Raw genomic sequence first — 16,701 nt, forward strand, 5'->3', positions numbered from 1 at the left:
CTGTCAGCCCTGATGCGATCCCCGTGGGAGCTGGCTTGCCAGCGATGAGCACAACACGAGCACTGAAGGTTCAGCCCCCGAAAACCGACAGGTTCAACGGCCTCACTGCCCCCATCCAGATCGCATGGTCCCGATGGTCCGCCAGTTCATCACCGGTCAGCGGGTGCATGAACACCACCAAACCCTGGCGATGCAGTGCCAACCAAGGCAACACCACCCCCACCACTTCCGGACCGAAAGCCAGCTGGCAGCTCCAGTCCGGGTGCGGGCCCACCGGCTTCTGGTGCATGCGCCCCATGCTCACGGGAAACAGCCGCGCCGCTTCCTCACACAGCGCCCGAGCCTGCTCCAGGGTCGCTGCATCATAGTAAATGTGGGCGTGGTAACCCTTGATCCTCTGCACGGTACCTCCTGGGCCCAAAGCCCGCGTGACTCTGCGCCGAACTCACCCTTACCGGCTTCGCTCGTGCTCCAACCAACCTACGAACCGTTCGATCAAAGCGCCCCGGCGTTTGCGCGGCGGCAACACCGCATAATAACCGCGTTCCGAGCGCAGGCTGCCCTCCAGTGGCCGGCAGAGCAAACCCTGCTCGACCAGCCCATCCACCAGGTGCCCCCAGCCAATTGCCACCCCTTGCCCGGCAATCGCCGCCTGTATCAGCAGCGTGTAGTTATCGAACCGCAGTTGCCCGGCTGGCGGTGGGCTGGCCACGCCAAACCCGCGAAACACACCCGCCCAGTCAAACCAGCGGCTGGCCTGCTCACCTTTGAGGTGCAACAACGGCAAGCGCTGCAAAGCCACGGCTGACATGGGTTTGCCATGAATCAGGCGGGGGCTGCACACCGGGAAAACCTCCTCATCGAACAACCAGCGGCTTTCGCCCTGATGAAAGCGCCCATCACCAAACAGCACGGCCACATCGATGTCCGGGCGCAACATGCCCTGGCTGCGCTCACCGGTCACCAGGCTGACATCCACGTGTGGATAAGCCTCGTGAAAGCGCTGCAGGCGCGGCATCAGCCAGAACGCCGCGAACGCGAAGTCGGTGGCCACCTGCAGCACTTCACGCTGGCCGCGCCCACTGACCTGGGCAATACCTTCGTCCATGGCCTGCAACCCTTGGTGCACATGCTCGAACAACAGCTGGCCGGCCTCGGTGAGTTCAATCCCGCGGTATACCCGATCGAACAGGCGTGTGCCCAACTGCGCCTCCAGCCGTTTTACCTGCTGGCTTACCGCAGGCTGGGTGGTGCCCAGCGCCAGGGCCGCCGCAGTGAAGCCACGCAAACGGGCCGCGGCCTCGAACACCCGCAACGTATCCAGCGACAGTTCGGCAAAGCGCTCAAACATAAGCTTGGCTAATCCCAGTCATTGCCCGCCATGGGCTTTACCCATGTTATCCACAGTCGCATCTTGATAGGCAAGCCGTTCGCATAACCTTCAACGATGGAAGCCAGCATGACACGCCCGAATATCCTGTTCATCATGGCCGACCAAATGGCCGCACCCCTGCTGCCCATTTATGGGCCTTCACCCATTCAGATGCCGCACCTCAGCCGCCTGGCCGAGCAGGCCGTGGTGTTCGATTCAGCCTACTGCAACAGCCCGCTGTGCGCGCCGTCGCGCTTCACCCTGGTCAGCGGCCAGCTCCCAAGCCGCATCGGTGCCTACGACAATGCTGCCGATTTCCCCGCCGACGTACCGACCTACGCCCACTACCTGCGCCGCCTGGGCTACCGCACGGCGCTGTCGGGCAAGATGCATTTCTGCGGCCCGGACCAGCTGCATGGTTACGAGGAACGCCTGACCAGCGACATCTACCCGGCCGATTATGGCTGGGCAGTGAACTGGGATGAGCCGGATGTGCGTCCAAGCTGGTACCACAACATGTCCTCGGTACTGCAGGCAGGCCCCTGCGTGCGTACCAACCAGCTGGATTTCGACGAGGAGGTGGTGTTCAAGGCGCGCCAGTACCTCTACGACCACGTGCGCGAGAACGACGGCCGGCCGTTTTGCCTGACCGTGTCGATGACCCACCCCCACGATCCGTACACCATTCCCAAGCACTACTGGGATCGCTACGAGGGTGTGGATATCCCCATGCCCGGCACCGAATTCAGCCAGGCAGAACTGGACCCGCATTCGCAGCGCCTGCTCAAGGTCTATGACCTGTGGAACAAACCCCTGCCGGTGGACAAGATCCGCGATGCACGCCGGGCCTATTTCGGCGCCTGCAGCTACATCGACGACAACATCGGCAAGCTGTTGCAGACCTTGCAAGAGTGCGACCTGGCCGACGACACCCTGATCGTGTTCTCCGGCGACCACGGCGACATGCTCGGCGAGCGTGGCCTTTGGTACAAGATGCACTGGTTCGAAATGTCGGCGCGGGTGCCACTGTTGGTTCATGCACCGCAGCGCTTTGCCGCCAGCCGTGTCAGCGCCTCGGTATCGACCTGTGACCTGTTACCGACCCTGGTCGAATTGGCGGGCGGGGCTGTGGATAACACCCTGCATCTGGATGGCCGCTCACTGCTTGGCCACCTGCAAGGGCAGGGCGGCCACGACGAAGTGATCGGCGAATACATGGCCGAAGGCACTGTCGGGCCGCTGATGATGATCCGCCGCGGGCCTTACAAATTCGTGTACGGCGAAGACGACCCTTGCCTACTCTATGATCTTGACCGCGACCCGCACGAGCGGGAGAACCTCGCCAGCAGCCCGGACCACCAGGCGCTGCTGCAGGCGTTCGTCGAGGAAGCCCGACAGCGTTGGGACATGCCCAGCTTGCGCCAGCAGGTACTGGCCAGCCAGCGCCGTCGCCGCCTGGTGGCCGAAGCGCTGGCTACCGGCAAGCTGCACAGCTGGGACCATCAACCATGGGTAGATGCCAGCCAACAGTACATGCGTAACCACATTGATCTCGACGACCTCGAGCGCAAGGCACGTTACCCACAGCCCGCCCCCCTGGATTGAGAAGAGGCCGCCATGCACACGTTTTCCGCCGCCGTACTCACCCTGGCCTTGGGCCTGGGTATCACCCCGGCCCACGCCGCCGACGACGATGCACAATGCAGCACGATAAAAATGGCCGACCCTGGCTGGAGCGACATAGCCACGACCAACGCCGTGGCCCGGCTGCTACTGGAAAGTCTGGGCTACCAGGTGAAGATCGACAGCCTGGCGGTGCCGATCATCTACGGCGGCCTGAAGGACGGCCGTGTGGATGCCTTCCTTGGCAACTGGATGCCGGCGCAACAGGGCTTTCATGACAAGTTCGTCGCCAATGGGGATGTGCAGCAGTTGTCGCGCAACCTGGAAGGCACCGAGTTCACCTTGGCCGTGCCGGACTACGTCTGGAATGCCGGGGTCAAGGATTTCGCCGACCTGCACAAGCACGCCGACCAGTTCGACAAGAAACTGTACGGCATCGGTTCCGGCGCACCGGCCAACCTGTCGCTCAAACAAATCATCGACAACAATGAGTTCGACCTTGGCCAGTGGAAACTGGTCGAATCCAGCGAGCAGGCGATGCTGACGCAGGTCGACCGCGCCGTGAAGAAGCAGCAATTCATCACTTTCCTAGGCTGGACGCCACATCCGATGAATGTGAAGCTGAAGATGCACTACCTCACGGGCGGGGAAAAATGGTTCGGTAGCAAAGGCCAGGTGTACACCCTGACGCGCAAGGGTTATCCACAAGCCTGCCCGAATGCGGCGAAGCTGCTGGGCAACCTGAAGTTCACACTGGACATGGAAAACAGCATCATGGCTCAGGTTGTGGACAAGAAGATCAGCTTCGACGACGCGGCCAGGGCCTGGGTCAAGACGCACCCCGAGTTACTGGAAGGGTGGTTGGCCGGGGTCACCACCAAAGCCGATGGCGATGCCTTGGAGGCCGTCAAAGCCAAACTATGAACTCACCAGCAATGCACCTGACCTGTGGGAGCGGGCATGCCCGCTCCCACAGGTCAGGTGCATTTAATCAAGGATTGTGGATAACCCATGCATCGTATCATCCACCTGCTGCCATTCCTCGCCTGGCTCCCGCGCCAATCGGTCCGCAGCCTGCGCCAGGACCTGCTGGTGGGCCTGGGCGGTGCCATCCTCGCGCTGCCGCAGTCCATCGCCTATGCCCTGATCGCCGGCCTGCCTGCCGAATACGGCCTGTACGCCGCCATCGTGCCGGTATTGATCGCCTGCCTGTGGGGTTCGTCCTGGCACCTGATCTGCGGCCCGACCGCGGCCATCTCCATCGTGCTCTACGCCAGCATCAGCCCATTGGCCGTGGCTGGGAGTTCGGACTACATCACGCTGGTGCTGCTGCTCACCTTCCTCGGCGGGGTCTTTCAACTGCTGCTGGGGCTGCTGCGCTTCGGTGCGCTGGTCAATTTCGTCTCGCATTCCGTAGTGCTCGGCTTCACCCTTGGCGCCGCGGTCGTCATTGCCCTGGGGCAATTGCCCAACCTGCTGGGCATGGACCTGCCCAGCCAGGCCACGGCGCTGAAAACCGTACAGGACCTGGCCAGCCATGCCGGCGAAATCAATGTGCCTTCCTTGCTGTTGGGCCTGGCCACCGTGGTTATCGGTGTGGCGCTCAAACTCTGGCGCCCGCGCTGGCCCAGCCTGTTGATAAGCCTGATCGCGGTGAGCCTGCTGGCCTGGCTGCTGCCGGGCTGGTTTGGCCATGTGCCGAGGGTCGCGGCATTCACCGGCCAGCTTCCACCCTTGAGCCCGCTGCCCTTGCTGGACGTGGAGCTGATTCTGCGCCTGCTGCCCAGTGCCGTGGCGGTAGGTATGCTGGGGTTGGTCACCAGCCTGTCGATTGCCCGGTCATTGTCGGCACGCTCGGAACAGCTGATCGACCCTGATCAGGAAATTCGCGCCCAGGGCGTGTCGAACATCGCTGGCGCGTTTTTCTCGGGTTACCTGTCTGCTGGCTCCTTCACCCGTTCGGGCCTGAGCTACGAAGCAGGTGCCCGCTCCCCCATGGCCGGGGTGTTTTCGGCGCTATGGGTGGCGCTGTTCGCCATCACCGGTGCTGGCTTGATCGCGCAGTTGCCGATCCCCGCCATGGCCGGCAGCATTCTGTTGATCTGCTGGGGGCTGGTGGACCGCCAAGCCATCCGCGCGCTGTTCCGGGTCAGCCGTTCGGAGTTCCTGGTAATGGCGCTGACGGCGGCGGCAACCTTGCTGCTGGAGTTGCAGACGGCGATCTATGCCGGGGTGCTGGCGTCGCTGTTCTTCTACCTCAAACGCACATCACGGCCACGGGTGCAGCAAAGCCGCGAAGGTGAAGCGGATGTGCTGCGGGTAGGTGGCTCGATCTTCTTTGGCGCGGCGCACTACCTGCAAGTACGTTTGCAGCTGTGCCAGGGCCCGCATGTGGTGATTGATGCGCGGCAGGTGAATTTCATCGACTACTCGGGTGTAGACATGTTGCACCGCGAGGCACGGCGCTTGCGGCGCCTGGGCGGGAGCCTGACCTTGCACCGGGCCAGGCCGCAGGTGATCGAGGAATTGCAGAAGCTGGAAGGGGCGCAGTTGTGCCCGATCCGGTTTGAGGAATGAGGTAGGGTTGAGATTTGGGGCTGCTTTGCAGCCCATCGCGACGCAAGGCCGCTCCCACAAGGGATGGGTGTACGCCGACCCAACGCGGCCCCGGCAATTTCAGCCCCGAGCCAATTGCCGGCGCAACTCAGCCAACACCGGAGCGGTATCCGGCCGTACCCCACGCCAGATAAAGAACGCCTCAGCGGCCTGCTCAGCCAGCATCCCCAACCCATCCAGCACTTTGGCCGCGCCCAGCTTCTGCGCCCACTGGCAAAACGGCGTAGGTTCCTTGCCATACATCATGTCGTAGCAAACCGTGCGCCCTGCCTCGACCAAACTGTCGGCAATCGGCGGCAATTCCCCGGCCAAACTGGCTGAAGTGGCGTTGATGATCACATCCACCGGCTCCTGCAACCAGGCAAACCCGCTGGCCACCACCGGCCCCAGTTCATCGAACTCACGCGCCAGCTGCTCGGCCTTTTCCACGGTACGGTTGGCGATCACCAGCGATTGCGGCCTGTGCGCCAGGATCGGCTCCAACACGCCACGCACTGCACCACCGGCACCGAGAATCAAAATGCGCTTGCCCGTCAGCTCGACCCCGGCATTCACCGTCAGGTCACGCACCAGGCCGGCGCCATCGGTGTTGTCACCTTGCAAAGTGCCGTCAGCCAGCTTGCTCAGTGTGTTCACCGCGCCAGCGCGCTGGGCACGCGGGGTCAGGCTGTCGCACAGGCGGTAGGCCTCTTCCTTGAACGGCACGGTGACATTGCCGCCGCTGCCTTGCTTGAAGAAGCCGCGTGCGCAGTCGCTGAACTCATCCAGCGGCGCCAGCAGGGTGGCGTATTCCAGGTCCTGGCCGGTCTGCTCGGCAAACAGGCGGTGAATCAGCGGCGACTTGCTGTGGCCGATGGGGTTACCAAAAACGACGTACTGGTCCATGGCGGCTCCTTGGTTATCCACAGGCTTACTGGCCAAGCCAGTCGCGGTCTTGCAGGAAGTAGTCGGTCAGGCGCGCTTCTTCGCTGCCCGGTGCCGGCTTCCAGTCATAGCCCCAGCGCACCTGTGGCGGCAGCGACATGAGAATGGACTCGGTGCGCCCGCCCGACTGCAGGCCGAACAGGGTGCCGCGGTCGTAGACCAGGTTGAACTCCACGTAGCGGCCGCGGCGGTATTCCTGGAACTCACGCTGCTGCGGGGTATAGGGGGTGTGCTTGCGGCGCTGGACGATCGGCAGGTAGGCGTCGACATAGGCATCGCCAATGGCACGGATGAAGGCGAAGCAGGTGTCGAAGCCCCACTCGTTCAGGTCGTCGAAGAACAGCCCGCCAATGCCGCGTGGCTCGCCACGGTGCTTGAGGTGGAAGTAGCGGTCGCACCAGGCCTTGTAGCGCGGGTACACATCGGCACCGAAGGGTGCACATGCCTGCTCGGCCACGCGGTGCCAGTGAATGCAGTCTTCCTCGACGCCGTAGTATGGGGTCAGGTCGAAACCGCCACCGAACCACCACACCGCCTCTTCGCCTTCCTTCTCGGCAATGAAGAACCGCACATTGGCGTGCGAGGTGGGCACATGCGGGTTGTACGGGTGAATCACCAGCGACACGCCCAAGGCCTCGAAGCCCCGGCCCGCCAGCTCCGGGCGGTGGGCGCTGGCCGACGGCGGCAGGCCGGCGCCGAACACGTGGGAGAAGTTGACCCCGCCTTTCTCGATCAGCTTGCCCTCGCCGATCACCCGCGTACGCCCCCCGCCACCGGCTTCGCGCACCCAGGCATCCTCGACGAAGCGGGCACCGCCGTCTTCGTTTTCGAGGGCAGAGCAGATGCGGTCTTGCAGGTCGAGCAGGTAGGCTTTCACGGCCTCGGTGCGGCTAGTCATCGGGTCACCAGGAACGGGCAGGGAAGAATTCGCCGCGTAGCATAACACCGCCAGCGCGCGCGCCGCAGTTGACGGCGATCAAGCAAAGGCGTCCGATAGAAGGCCTTTCCCGATCCCGACTACAGGAGTACGAGATGGCCAAGCGTATCCAGTTCAGCCAGCATGGCGGCCCCGAAGTGCTGCAGTTTGTGGAATTCGAACCCGCCCCGCCGGGGCCCCAGCAGGTGCGCGTGCGCAACCATGCGATCGGCCTGAACTTCATCGACACCTATTTCCGCAGCGGGCTGTATGCACCGCCATCACTGCCTTCGGGGCTGGGCACCGAAGCGGCCGGTGTGGTCGAGGCCGTGGGCGAAGGCGTGACCCGGCTGAAGGTGGGTGACCGCGTGGCCCATGCCGGCGGCCCGCTGGGCGCATACAGCGAGGTTCACACGCTGCCGGAGGCTAACCTGGTCAAGCTGCCCGACAACATCAGCTTCGAGCAGGCAGCGGCGGTGATGCTCAAGGGGTTGACCGTGCAGTACCTGCTGAAGCAAACCTACCAGGTGAAGGCGGGTGACGTGGTCCTGTTCCATGCGGCCGCCGGTGGCGTGGGTTCGCTGGCGTGCCAATGGGCGAAAGCGTTGGGTGCCAAGCTGATCGGCACTGTGAGTTCTGCCGAGAAGGCCGAGCGGGCCAAGGCGCTGGGCGCATGGGCGACCATCGACTACAGCCATGAAGATGTGGCCAAGCGGGTGCTGGAGCTGACCGACGGCAAGAAATGCCCGGTGGTGTATGACGGCGTTGGCGCCGATACCTGGCTCACCTCGCTGGACTGCCTGCAACCGCGCGGGCTGATGGTGAGCTTCGGTAATGCCTCGGGTGCGGTCAGCGGGGTGAACCTGGGGATTCTGGCGCAGAAGGGCTCGCTGTATGTGACCCGGCCGACCTTGGCGACCTATGCCAACAATGCCGAAAACACCCAGGCCATGGCCGATGACCTGTTTGCGATGATTGGCAGTGGCAAGCTGGTTGTGGATATCCAGCAAAGGTACCCGCTGAGTGAGGCGGCCAAGGCGCAGGCAGAGCTGTCGGCGCGGCGGACTGTAGGGTCGACAGTACTCATTCCCTGAGCCACACACGTTCCCTGTGGGAGCGGGCATGCCCGACCCGCGAAGAAGCCACCGCGGTGGATGGCACCGGCTTTGCCGGTATTCGCGGGCGCGCCCGCTCCCACAGGTGCTGCGTCGGCTCTGAAAGCTGCGCTATGGCTGTGAGGGTCGGTTCGTCGGTGGCGGGGTCGACTCGATCCCATCGAGGATTGCCTCGACCACCCCCTCTGCCATTTCAATCGCATACAGGTTCGACCAGAACATGCCACGGCCCTCTTCGCGCATGTAGTCCAGAGCTTTGTAGCCGGTTTCGTAGGCGCTGCGCAGGTACAGGGCTACATGGACCAGAGCGTCCTCGGCGGAAATGTTCGGGTTGACGGTGAAGAGCGGGTCATGGCCGGCGTCGCAGCGGCCGAACGGGCGGGTGGAGGTGCAGGGTAGGGGTGGATCTGGAACTATTTTCTTCATCATTAGATCTCTGCTCATGGCCCCACCCAGGCGTTACCACACGAATGGGTGGCAGCTATCCGCAGGGTGGTAAACCGGGTGAGAGATCCAAAACCCAGCAGGCACAAAGCCTCCTGCGAACAGCCGCCATGGACTGCCAAGATCACTCTAAAGCCGGGTTACCACACCCGATCGCCAAGTTATTCGGCGACGGTTGAAGCCTAAGGGCAGAGGTTCCCACTGAGAAGGTGATGGCAGAGGACGCGGGTCGTAGGATATTTCCCAAGCCGCGAGCTGGACAGCCATTTTGGCAACAATCAGAAAACCCTGACTGCAATGGCGCACCAGCATCAAGCGCTGCGCCGCGGGGAGGGTGAGGGGCGCCGCTTGACCATGAATGCTCGGAGGCGTAGCCTTTGCTCCTGAGGTTGTGCTGGTGCGCCGGTTGAGTTTCAAGTTATCCGGGCGAGTACATCCTTACCATTCAGGCCGCTCAAGCGGCCTTTATTTTTTGGGCTTGTTTCTATCCCCTTTAGGGATAATCGAATACAGCTCTGCCTTGGGCTTGCGAGCCGTCAGTTCAAAAATCGCCTCATCAAAAACTTCATTGCCATAGCCATCGTCACGACCAATCGTGCTGCGAAGAGCGGTCATGCGCGTGGCGTTTTTCCAGATTGATGTCGCCGCCAGTGCTGCCTCGATTTGCAAAACCATGTCATCAATGGTGTAGCCATCTCGAATCACCCGGCTTCTGTAGGCATGGCTACCGATGAATACGATGCCCGGATCCTCAAGCAGCGGTAGTTCCTGCGCTTCTTTCTGTCTGTTTATCGCTTCAAATTGATCTGCGGTAAACCTGCCTATTTCCACCGATCTAACCCGGTTGTTGGACGCAAGCTGCTGCAGATTCGCCCTTATCAGATATTCGGCATTTTTGAATAGCGGCATTGCTTCGGATGCTCCCGCCGAATTGCGACGTGAGCAGGCTAGAGGCAGGGGTTCCAGCATGGAAGGTGATGACTTAGGACAGAGACAGTAGGAAGCTTCCCAATTGGCAAGATCGGGCGAATCAGAAATAGGTCTGACGATTAGTGTGGCCGCTTTGCGGCCCTTTCGCGACACAAGGCCGCTCCTACAGGCATAGCGCCAGGGCTGAAAGCTGCGCTGTACTTGTAGGAGCGGCCTTGTGTCGCGAAACGAGGGCGAAGCCCTCGCCAGCGGTATCAACCCGGCCGAACAACCTCACCGGTAGCCAGGTTGCGAATCACACTCGGATTCTTCCGCCCCCCCAGCGCCCCACCCAGCACCAGGTCCAGCTGGCCACGGAAGTACTGCTCCACCCGCAACCGGGTCTTCGCCGCCGGCCGCCCGCCGGGGTTGCACGAGGTGGAAATCAACGGCCCCACCAGCGCGCACAGTTCGCGCACCACCGGGTGGTCACTGACCCGCAGCGCTACGGTGTCATGCTGGCCGGTCACCCACTCCGGCAACAGGTCCTGGTGCGGCACCAGCCAGGTATTGGGCCCCGGCCAGGTGCTGCCCATACGGTCGATCCAGTCCTCGGGGAAATCTTCGAACAAAAAGTCGAACTGGCGGATATTGTCGGCGACCAGGATCAGGCCTTTATCCACAGGCCGCGACTTCAGCGCCAGCAGGCGGTACACCGCGTCCTCGTTCCAGGGGTCGCAGCCCAGGCCCCAGACCGCTTCCGTTGGGTAGGCGATTACTGCGCCCGCCCGGATCTCACGTGCGGCTTGTTGCACACGAAAACTGCTTACCATTGCTGTTACTCCGCCTATGAACTTGCCTGTGCGCAGTGTACTTAGCCCGCGCGGGCAAACCAACGCCCGGCTTCATTGCTGACCCGCCCCTCCAGTTCCAGCTCGGTCAATTGCGCAAGCACTTCGGCCAGTGGCAACTCGCTGCAATGGGCCAGGCTTTCGCTAGTCTGGGGCGCCGCGTGCAGCAAGGCCAGCAGTGGGTGGTCGAACTTGTCCACAACCGCAGGTGGCAGGTTCTGCCAGCCCTGCAGGCTTTCCATGATCTGCTCCACGGTTTCCACCAGCAGCGCGCCGTCGCGAATCAACTGGTGGCAGCCCTTGGCCCCAGGGTGGTGGATGGAGCCCGGAATGGCATACACCTCGCGGCCTTGTTCTGCCGCCAGCCGCGCCGTGATCAGCGAACCACTGGCCAGGCTGGCCTCAACCACCAGCACACCCAGCGACAAGCCACTGATGATGCGGTTACGCCGGGGGAAGTTGCTGGGCTGTGGCCCGGCATCCAGCGGGTACTCGGAAACCAGCGCGCCGCCGCTGTCGATAATCGCCTGGGCAAGCGCGGTGTGCCGCTGTGGATAAAGTTTTTGCAGCCCTGTGCCGAGCACCGCGATCGTACCCCCACCGGCCTGTATTGCGGCCCGATGAGCGGCGCCGTCGATACCTACTGCCAACCCGCTGGTAATCGTGAAACCGGCCTGGGCCAGGTAACGGGAAAACGCCGCGGCGGTATCGAGGGCTGGCGGTGAAGCGCGCCTGCTTCCCACAATTGCCAGCTGCGGGCGCTCGAGCAGGGCAGTGTCGCCGGCGACAAACAGCAATGGCGGAGCGTCATCGATTTCCCCCAGCAGCGGCGGGTAACCAGGGCCGTCAAACATCAGTAAATGCTGGCCCGGCTGCTCTAGCCAGGCCATCGCCGCCAGGGCCCCATCGCGCACTTCGGCACTGCGCCGCGCGTCGATTGCTGCCTGGGGAATGCCCAACGCGCGCCAGGCGCCGGCCGGTGCGCACAGGGCAGAAGATGCGCTGCCAAACGCCTCCAGCAACGTGCAAAAACGCCGCAGGCCGGTGTCCGGCAAGCGGTGCAGACGCAGCCGCGCCTCCAGTTCAGCCGGCGCAACAGGCGACGAATGGTGATTCGACATGGGGATCATCCTTGATCTGAAAAAGGGCCATCGGCGTGGCACAAGCTGTGGATAACTGTGTTGATAACGGTTTGACAACCTGTCTATCGAATAGCCGACAAGCAGGCCCTGAAAACCCTAGACGAGCTTTCACAGGTGCTGAAATCCACGTTTGCCTTTATTATGTGTGCTCAGTTTTCAACCAAACGCACAGTGACTGCCTGACCTTATGGCCATCTTGAACATTCTCGAATTCCCCGACCCGCGCCTGCGCACCATCGCCAAGCCGGTGACGGTGTTCGACGACGCCCTGCGTCAGCTGATCGACGACATGTTTGAAACCATGTACGAAGCCCCCGGCATCGGCCTGGCCGCGACCCAGGTCAACGTGCACCAGCAGGTCGTGGTGATGGACCTCAGCGAAGACCGCAGCGAACCGCGGGTCTTCATCAACCCTACGGTCGAAGAGCTGACCGACGACATGGGCCAGTATCAGGAAGGTTGCCTGTCGGTGCCGGGCTTCTACGAGAACGTCGACCGCCCGCTGCGGGTACGGGTAAAAGCCCAGGACCGCGACGGCAAGCCGTTCGAGCTGGAGTGCGAAGGCTTGCTGGCGGTCTGCGTGCAGCACGAATTCGATCACCTCAACGGCAAGCTGTTTGTCGACTATCTGTCGCAGCTCAAACGCGACCGGATCAAGAAGAAACTGGAAAAGCAGCACCGCCAGCAAGCCTGATCCCCACCTTCCAGAAGGCTTGCTCCGGCAAGCCTTTTTCTTTTTTGAAGCGAGAACTCCATGCGCATCGTCTTTGCAGGCACCCCAGAGTTTGCTGCCGAACACCTCAAGGCCCTGCTCGACAGCCCTTACGAGATCGTGGCCGTCTACACCCAGCCTGACCGCCCTGCCGGCCGTGGCCAGAAGCTGATGCCCAGTGCGGTCAAGGCGCTGGCCGTGGCCCATGGCATCCCGGTACTGCAGCCGCAAACCCTGCGCAACGCCGAGGCGCAAGCGGAACTTGCCGCACTGCAGCCAGACTTGATGGTCGTGGTTGCCTACGGCCTGATTCTGCCGCAGGCGGTGCTGGATATCCCCCGTCTGGGCTGCATCAACAGCCACGCCTCCTTGCTGCCGCGCTGGCGCGGTGCAGCGCCGATCCAGCGTGCCGTGGAAGCCGGCGATACCGAAAGCGGTGTCACCGTGATGCGCATGGAAGCCGGCCTGGATACCGGCCCGATGCTGCTCAAGGTAGCCACCCCGATCAGCGCCGAGGACACCGGCGATAGCCTGCATGACCGCCTTGCGCAAATGGGCCCGCCCGCCGTCGTGCAGGCCATCGCCGGCCTGGCCGACGGGTCGCTGCAAGGCGAGGTGCAAAACGATGCCCTGGCCACTTATGCACACAAGCTGAACAAGGACGAAGCGCGCCTCGACTGGCGCCGCCCGGCCGTCGAGCTGGAGCGCCTGATCCGTGCCTTCAACCCTTGGCCGGTGTGCCACAGCACCCTCGATGGCGAGAGCGTGAAGGTGCTGGCGGCCAACGTGGCGGCAGGTAAAGGTGAGCCGGGCGAGATCCTGTCCGCCAGTAAAGATGGCCTGGTGGTTGCCTGTGGTGACCAGGCACTGAGCCTGACCCGCCTGCAACTGCCCGGTGGCAAGGCGCTGACCTTCAGCGACCTGTTCAACAGCCGCCGCGAGAAGTTCGCCGCCGGCAAGGTACTTGGCCAATGAACCCACGCCTCGCCGCCGCCCGTGCCCTTGCCGCTGTACTCAGCGGCAAGGCTTCATTGAACAGCTCGCTGCCGGCACAACTGGACAAGGTCGATGAGCGCGACCGCGGCCTGACCCAGGACCTGGCGTTCGGCACTGCACGCTGGCAGCCCCGGCTCGACCTGCTGGCCGCCCAGCTGCTGCAGAAGCCGTTCAAAGCCGCAGACGCCGATGTGCAGGCGCTGCTGCTGGTCGGCCTGTACCAGCTGTTCTACACCCGTATTCCGGCCCACGCCGCAATTGGCGAGACCGTGGGTTGTGCCGACAAACTGAAGAAACCCTGGGCCAAGGGCCTGCTCAATGCCGTGCTGCGCCGCGCCCAGCGCGAAGGCGAAGCGCTGCTGGCCGGCATGGAGCGCGACCCCGTGGTACGCACCGCCCACCCGCGCTGGCTGCAAAAGGCGCTGAAGGCCTTCTGGCCAGAGCAGTGGGAGGCCATTTGCGCCGCCAACAATGCGCACCCGCCGATGATCTTGCGGGTCAACCGCCGTCATCACAGCCGTGACGCCTACCTGGGCCTGCTGGCCGACGCGGGCGTTGCCGCCAGCGCCTGCCCCTACAGCCGCGATGGCATCGTGCTGGCCGAAGCCTGCGACGTACGTGGCCTGCCAGGCTTCGCCGAGGGCTGGGTGAGTGTGCAGGACGAAGCCGCGCAGCTGTCCGCTGACTTGCTGGAGCTGGCCGCCGGCCAACGCGTGCTCGACGCCTGTTGCGCGCCCGGCGGCAAAACCTGCCACCTGCTGGAAGCCGAACCAGGCCTGGCTCACCTGACAGCCATCGACCTTGAGGGCAAGCGCCTGAACCGCGTGCGCGAGAACCTCGACCGCCTGCAGCTCGATGCCGAGCTGATCGCCTGCGACGCCCGCGACACTGCCAGCTGGTGGGACGGCAAACCGTTCCAGCGCATCCTGCTGGACGCCCCCTGCTCGGCCACTGGCGTGATCCGCCGCCACCCGGACATCAAGCTGACCCGCCAGGCCGACGACATTCCGGCCCTGGCCGCGCTGCAAGGTGAACTGCTCGATGCCCTGTGGCCCACACTGGAAGTAGGCGGCATGCTGCTGTATGCCACGTGCTCCAGCCTGCCGACCGAGAACACGCAAGTGATCGAGGCCTTCCTCGCCCGCACCGCCGGCGCGCGGGAGCTGGACCTGGCCACCGAGGCCGGCCTGCGCCAGCCGCACGGCCGCCAGTTGCTGGCCCAGGAAGGCGGCCACGACGGGTTCTACTATGCCAAGCTGATCAAGATCGCCGCCTCGCGCGGGTAAGCACAAAGGGTAGGGAGTAGCGGATGAAAATCATCATCCTCGGCGCAGGGCAAGTGGGCGGGACGCTGGCAGAGCACCTGGCCAGCGAGGCCAACGACATTACCGTGGTCGATACCGACGGCGACCGCCTGCGCGACCTGGGCGACCGCCTGGACATCCGCACCGTGCAAGGCCGCGGCTCGCTGCCGACGGTGCTGCGCCAGGCCGGTGCCGACGACGCCGACATGCTGGTGGCGGTAACCAACAGCGACGAAACCAATATGGTTGCCTGCCAGGTGGCCTATTCGCTGTTCCACACCCCGACCAAGATTGCCCGGGTACGCGAGTCGGCCTACCTGACCCGTGAAGAGCTGTTCGACAATGACCACATCCCGGTCGACGTGCTGATCAGCCCCGAGCAGGTGGTGACCAACTACATCAGGCGCCTGATCGAACACCCAGGGTCGCTGCAGGTGATCGACTTCGCCGAAGGCAAGGCGCAGCTGGTGGCCGTGAAGGCTTACTACGGCGGGCCGCTGGTGGGCCAGCAGCTGCGCCAGATCCGCGCGCACATGCCTAACGTGGATACCCGTGTGGCCGCCATTTTCCGCCGCGACCGGCCAATCACCCCGCGTGGCGACACGGTGATCGAAGCCGATGACGAGGTGTTCTTCATTGCCGCGAAAAAAGACATCCGGGCAGTGATGGGCGAGTTGCGTCGCATCGACCAGACCAACAAGCGCATCGTCATTGCCGGTGGTGGCCAAATTGGCGAGCGCCTGGCCGAAGCCATCGAAAGCCGCTATCAGGTGAAGATCATCGAGATGAGCCCGGCCCGCTGCCGGCACCTGTCCGATACGCTAGACAGCACCGTGGTGTTGCAGGGCAGCGCCTCGGACAGGGACCTGATGCTGGAAGAAAACATCGCCGACGCCGATATCTTCCTGGCCCTGACCAACGATGACGAAGCCAACATCATGTCGTCGCTGCTGGCCAAGCGCCTGGGTGCAGGCAAGGTGATGACCATCATCAACAACCCAGCCTACGTCGACCTGGTGCAGGGGGGTGAGATCGACATTGCCATCAGCCCGCAGCTGGCGACCATCGGCACCCTGCTGGCCCACGTGCGCCGGGGCGACATTGTCAGCGTGCACTCGCTGCGCCGTGGCGCAGCCGAAGCGATCGAGGCGGTGGCCCATGGCGATGCCAAGTCGAGCAAGGTCGTTGGCAAGGCGATAGCGGACATCAACCTGCCGCCGGGTACCACGATCGGCGCGATCATCCGTGCCGAAGAGGTCATGATTGCCCACGACAACACCCTGATCGAATCGGGTGACCATGTGATCCTGTTCGTTGTGGATAAAAAGCACATTCGCGATGTGGAGAAGCTGTTCCACGTCGGCTTGAGTTTCTTCTAGGAGCAAAGGGCATGCGCGAGTCGCTGGAGAAGATGCTGGCCAAGGGTGTGGATAACCCGTTGCTGCGTTTCGGGCTGGGCAAGGCCTGGCTGGATGAAGGTAACGGTGCAGAAGCTGCGGTGCACCTGGCGCGCTGTGTAGAGCAGGACCCGAAGTACTCGGCAGCCTGGAAGCTGCTGGGCAAGGCCTGTCAGTTGCAGGGTGACCTGGCGGCGGCGCGCAAGGCCTGGGAGGATGGGATCGTGGCGGCACAGGCCCACGGGGACAAGCAGGCCGAGAAAGAGATGACCGTTTTTCTCAAGAAGCTGAACAAGGCTTGAGATAGCCGGGGCTGCTTTGCAGCCCATCGCAGGCAAGCCAGCTCCCACAGGGATCGCCTTAGGGCTGACAGGTGTTTG

Annotated in this window: 17 protein-coding genes; 9 read left to right on the forward strand and 8 right to left on the reverse strand. The window is 63.3% G+C overall.

The window, feature by feature from the left end; all coding sequences use genetic code 11:
- Positions 1-70: 70 nt before the first annotated feature.
- Entirely contained in the window at positions 71-403 is a 333-nt protein-coding gene (locus G1E_RS19925; protein ID WP_009682330.1) for a DOPA 4,5-dioxygenase family protein, read from the reverse strand.
- Positions 404-451: 48 nt separating this feature from the next.
- A complete protein-coding gene (locus tag G1E_RS19930; protein ID WP_009682331.1) occupies positions 452-1,351 on the reverse strand; it encodes a LysR family transcriptional regulator in 900 nt (299 codons plus the stop codon).
- 108 nt (positions 1,352-1,459) lie between these two features.
- Between G1E_RS19930 and betC the strand changes: the two genes are divergently transcribed.
- The 3 genes from betC (at position 1,460) to G1E_RS19945 (ending at position 5,572) form a co-directional block, all read left to right on the forward strand.
- A complete protein-coding gene (gene betC / locus G1E_RS19935; RefSeq protein ID WP_009682332.1) occupies positions 1,460-2,977 on the forward strand; it encodes a choline-sulfatase in 1,518 nt (505 codons plus the stop codon).
- Positions 2,978-2,989: 12 nt separating this feature from the next.
- Positions 2,990-3,919: a choline ABC transporter substrate-binding protein gene (gene choX / locus G1E_RS19940; protein WP_009682333.1), complete on the forward strand. Its 930-nt coding sequence runs from the start codon at positions 2,990-2,992 to the stop codon at positions 3,917-3,919.
- An 87-nt stretch (positions 3,920-4,006) separates the two neighbouring features.
- Positions 4,007-5,572 (forward strand): SulP family inorganic anion transporter, encoded by a 1,566-nt coding sequence (locus tag G1E_RS19945; protein WP_009682334.1) that lies wholly within the window; start codon positions 4,007-4,009, stop codon positions 5,570-5,572.
- A 99-nt stretch (positions 5,573-5,671) separates the two neighbouring features.
- Here G1E_RS19945 and aroE read toward each other — a convergent pair whose 3' ends face one another.
- Together aroE and hemF are read right to left on the reverse strand one after the other, a co-directional pair.
- Positions 5,672-6,496, reverse strand: coding sequence for a shikimate dehydrogenase (gene aroE / locus G1E_RS19950; RefSeq protein ID WP_009682335.1), 825 nt, complete (start codon positions 6,494-6,496; stop codon positions 5,672-5,674).
- A gap of 25 nt (positions 6,497-6,521) precedes the next feature.
- Positions 6,522-7,433, reverse strand: coding sequence for an oxygen-dependent coproporphyrinogen oxidase (gene hemF / locus G1E_RS19955; protein ID WP_009682336.1), 912 nt, complete (start codon positions 7,431-7,433; stop codon positions 6,522-6,524).
- 134 nt (positions 7,434-7,567) lie between these two features.
- Here hemF and G1E_RS19960 point away from each other — a divergent pair, with 134 nt between their 5' ends.
- On the forward strand, positions 7,568-8,545 hold the full coding sequence (locus G1E_RS19960; RefSeq protein ID WP_009682337.1) for an NADPH:quinone reductase: 978 nt from the start codon (positions 7,568-7,570) through the stop codon (positions 8,543-8,545).
- A 132-nt stretch (positions 8,546-8,677) separates the two neighbouring features.
- On the opposite strand, the gene G1E_RS19965 is transcribed toward G1E_RS19960, so the two are convergent.
- From G1E_RS19965 to dprA, 4 genes are all read right to left on the reverse strand, one after another.
- Positions 8,678-8,995, reverse strand: coding sequence for a DUF3077 domain-containing protein (locus tag G1E_RS19965; RefSeq protein WP_009682338.1), 318 nt, complete (start codon positions 8,993-8,995; stop codon positions 8,678-8,680).
- A gap of 480 nt (positions 8,996-9,475) precedes the next feature.
- Complete coding sequence (locus tag G1E_RS19970) at positions 9,476-9,919, reverse strand: hypothetical protein (protein ID WP_009682339.1); 444 nt, start codon at positions 9,917-9,919, stop codon at positions 9,476-9,478.
- 275 nt (positions 9,920-10,194) lie between these two features.
- Complete coding sequence (locus G1E_RS19975; protein WP_009682340.1) at positions 10,195-10,752, reverse strand: L-threonylcarbamoyladenylate synthase; 558 nt, start codon at positions 10,750-10,752, stop codon at positions 10,195-10,197.
- Between the two features lie 41 nt (positions 10,753-10,793).
- A complete protein-coding gene (gene dprA, locus G1E_RS19980) occupies positions 10,794-11,891 on the reverse strand; it encodes a DNA-processing protein DprA (protein WP_047150050.1) in 1,098 nt (365 codons plus the stop codon).
- A gap of 208 nt (positions 11,892-12,099) precedes the next feature.
- Between dprA and def the strand changes: the two genes are divergently transcribed.
- From def to G1E_RS20005, 5 genes are read left to right on the forward strand one after another with little or no spacing between them, the layout of a single operon-like run.
- On the forward strand, positions 12,100-12,606 hold the full coding sequence (gene def / locus G1E_RS19985) for a peptide deformylase (RefSeq protein ID WP_009682343.1): 507 nt from the start codon (positions 12,100-12,102) through the stop codon (positions 12,604-12,606).
- Between the two features lie 60 nt (positions 12,607-12,666).
- Positions 12,667-13,599 carry a methionyl-tRNA formyltransferase gene (gene fmt / locus G1E_RS19990; protein WP_009682344.1) on the forward strand — a complete coding sequence of 311 codons (933 nt, stop codon included), beginning with the start codon at positions 12,667-12,669 and terminating at the stop codon, positions 13,597-13,599.
- On the forward strand, positions 13,596-14,906 hold the full coding sequence (rsmB, locus tag G1E_RS19995; RefSeq protein WP_047150051.1) for a 16S rRNA (cytosine(967)-C(5))-methyltransferase RsmB: 1,311 nt from the start codon (positions 13,596-13,598) through the stop codon (positions 14,904-14,906). Before fmt ends, rsmB begins: the two co-directional genes overlap by 4 nt.
- Before the next feature lie 23 nt (positions 14,907-14,929).
- Positions 14,930-16,303 carry a Trk system potassium transporter TrkA gene (gene trkA / locus G1E_RS20000; RefSeq protein WP_009682347.1) on the forward strand — a complete coding sequence of 458 codons (1,374 nt, stop codon included), beginning with the start codon at positions 14,930-14,932 and terminating at the stop codon, positions 16,301-16,303.
- 11 nt (positions 16,304-16,314) lie between these two features.
- Positions 16,315-16,623, forward strand: coding sequence for a tetratricopeptide repeat protein (locus G1E_RS20005; protein WP_009682348.1), 309 nt, complete (start codon positions 16,315-16,317; stop codon positions 16,621-16,623).
- The last annotated feature ends 78 nt before the right edge of the window (positions 16,624-16,701 follow it).

It is taken from the genome of Pseudomonas sp. TJI-51, assembly GCF_000190455.2.
Classification (GTDB): Bacteria; Pseudomonadota; Gammaproteobacteria; order Pseudomonadales; family Pseudomonadaceae; genus Aquipseudomonas; species Aquipseudomonas juntendi.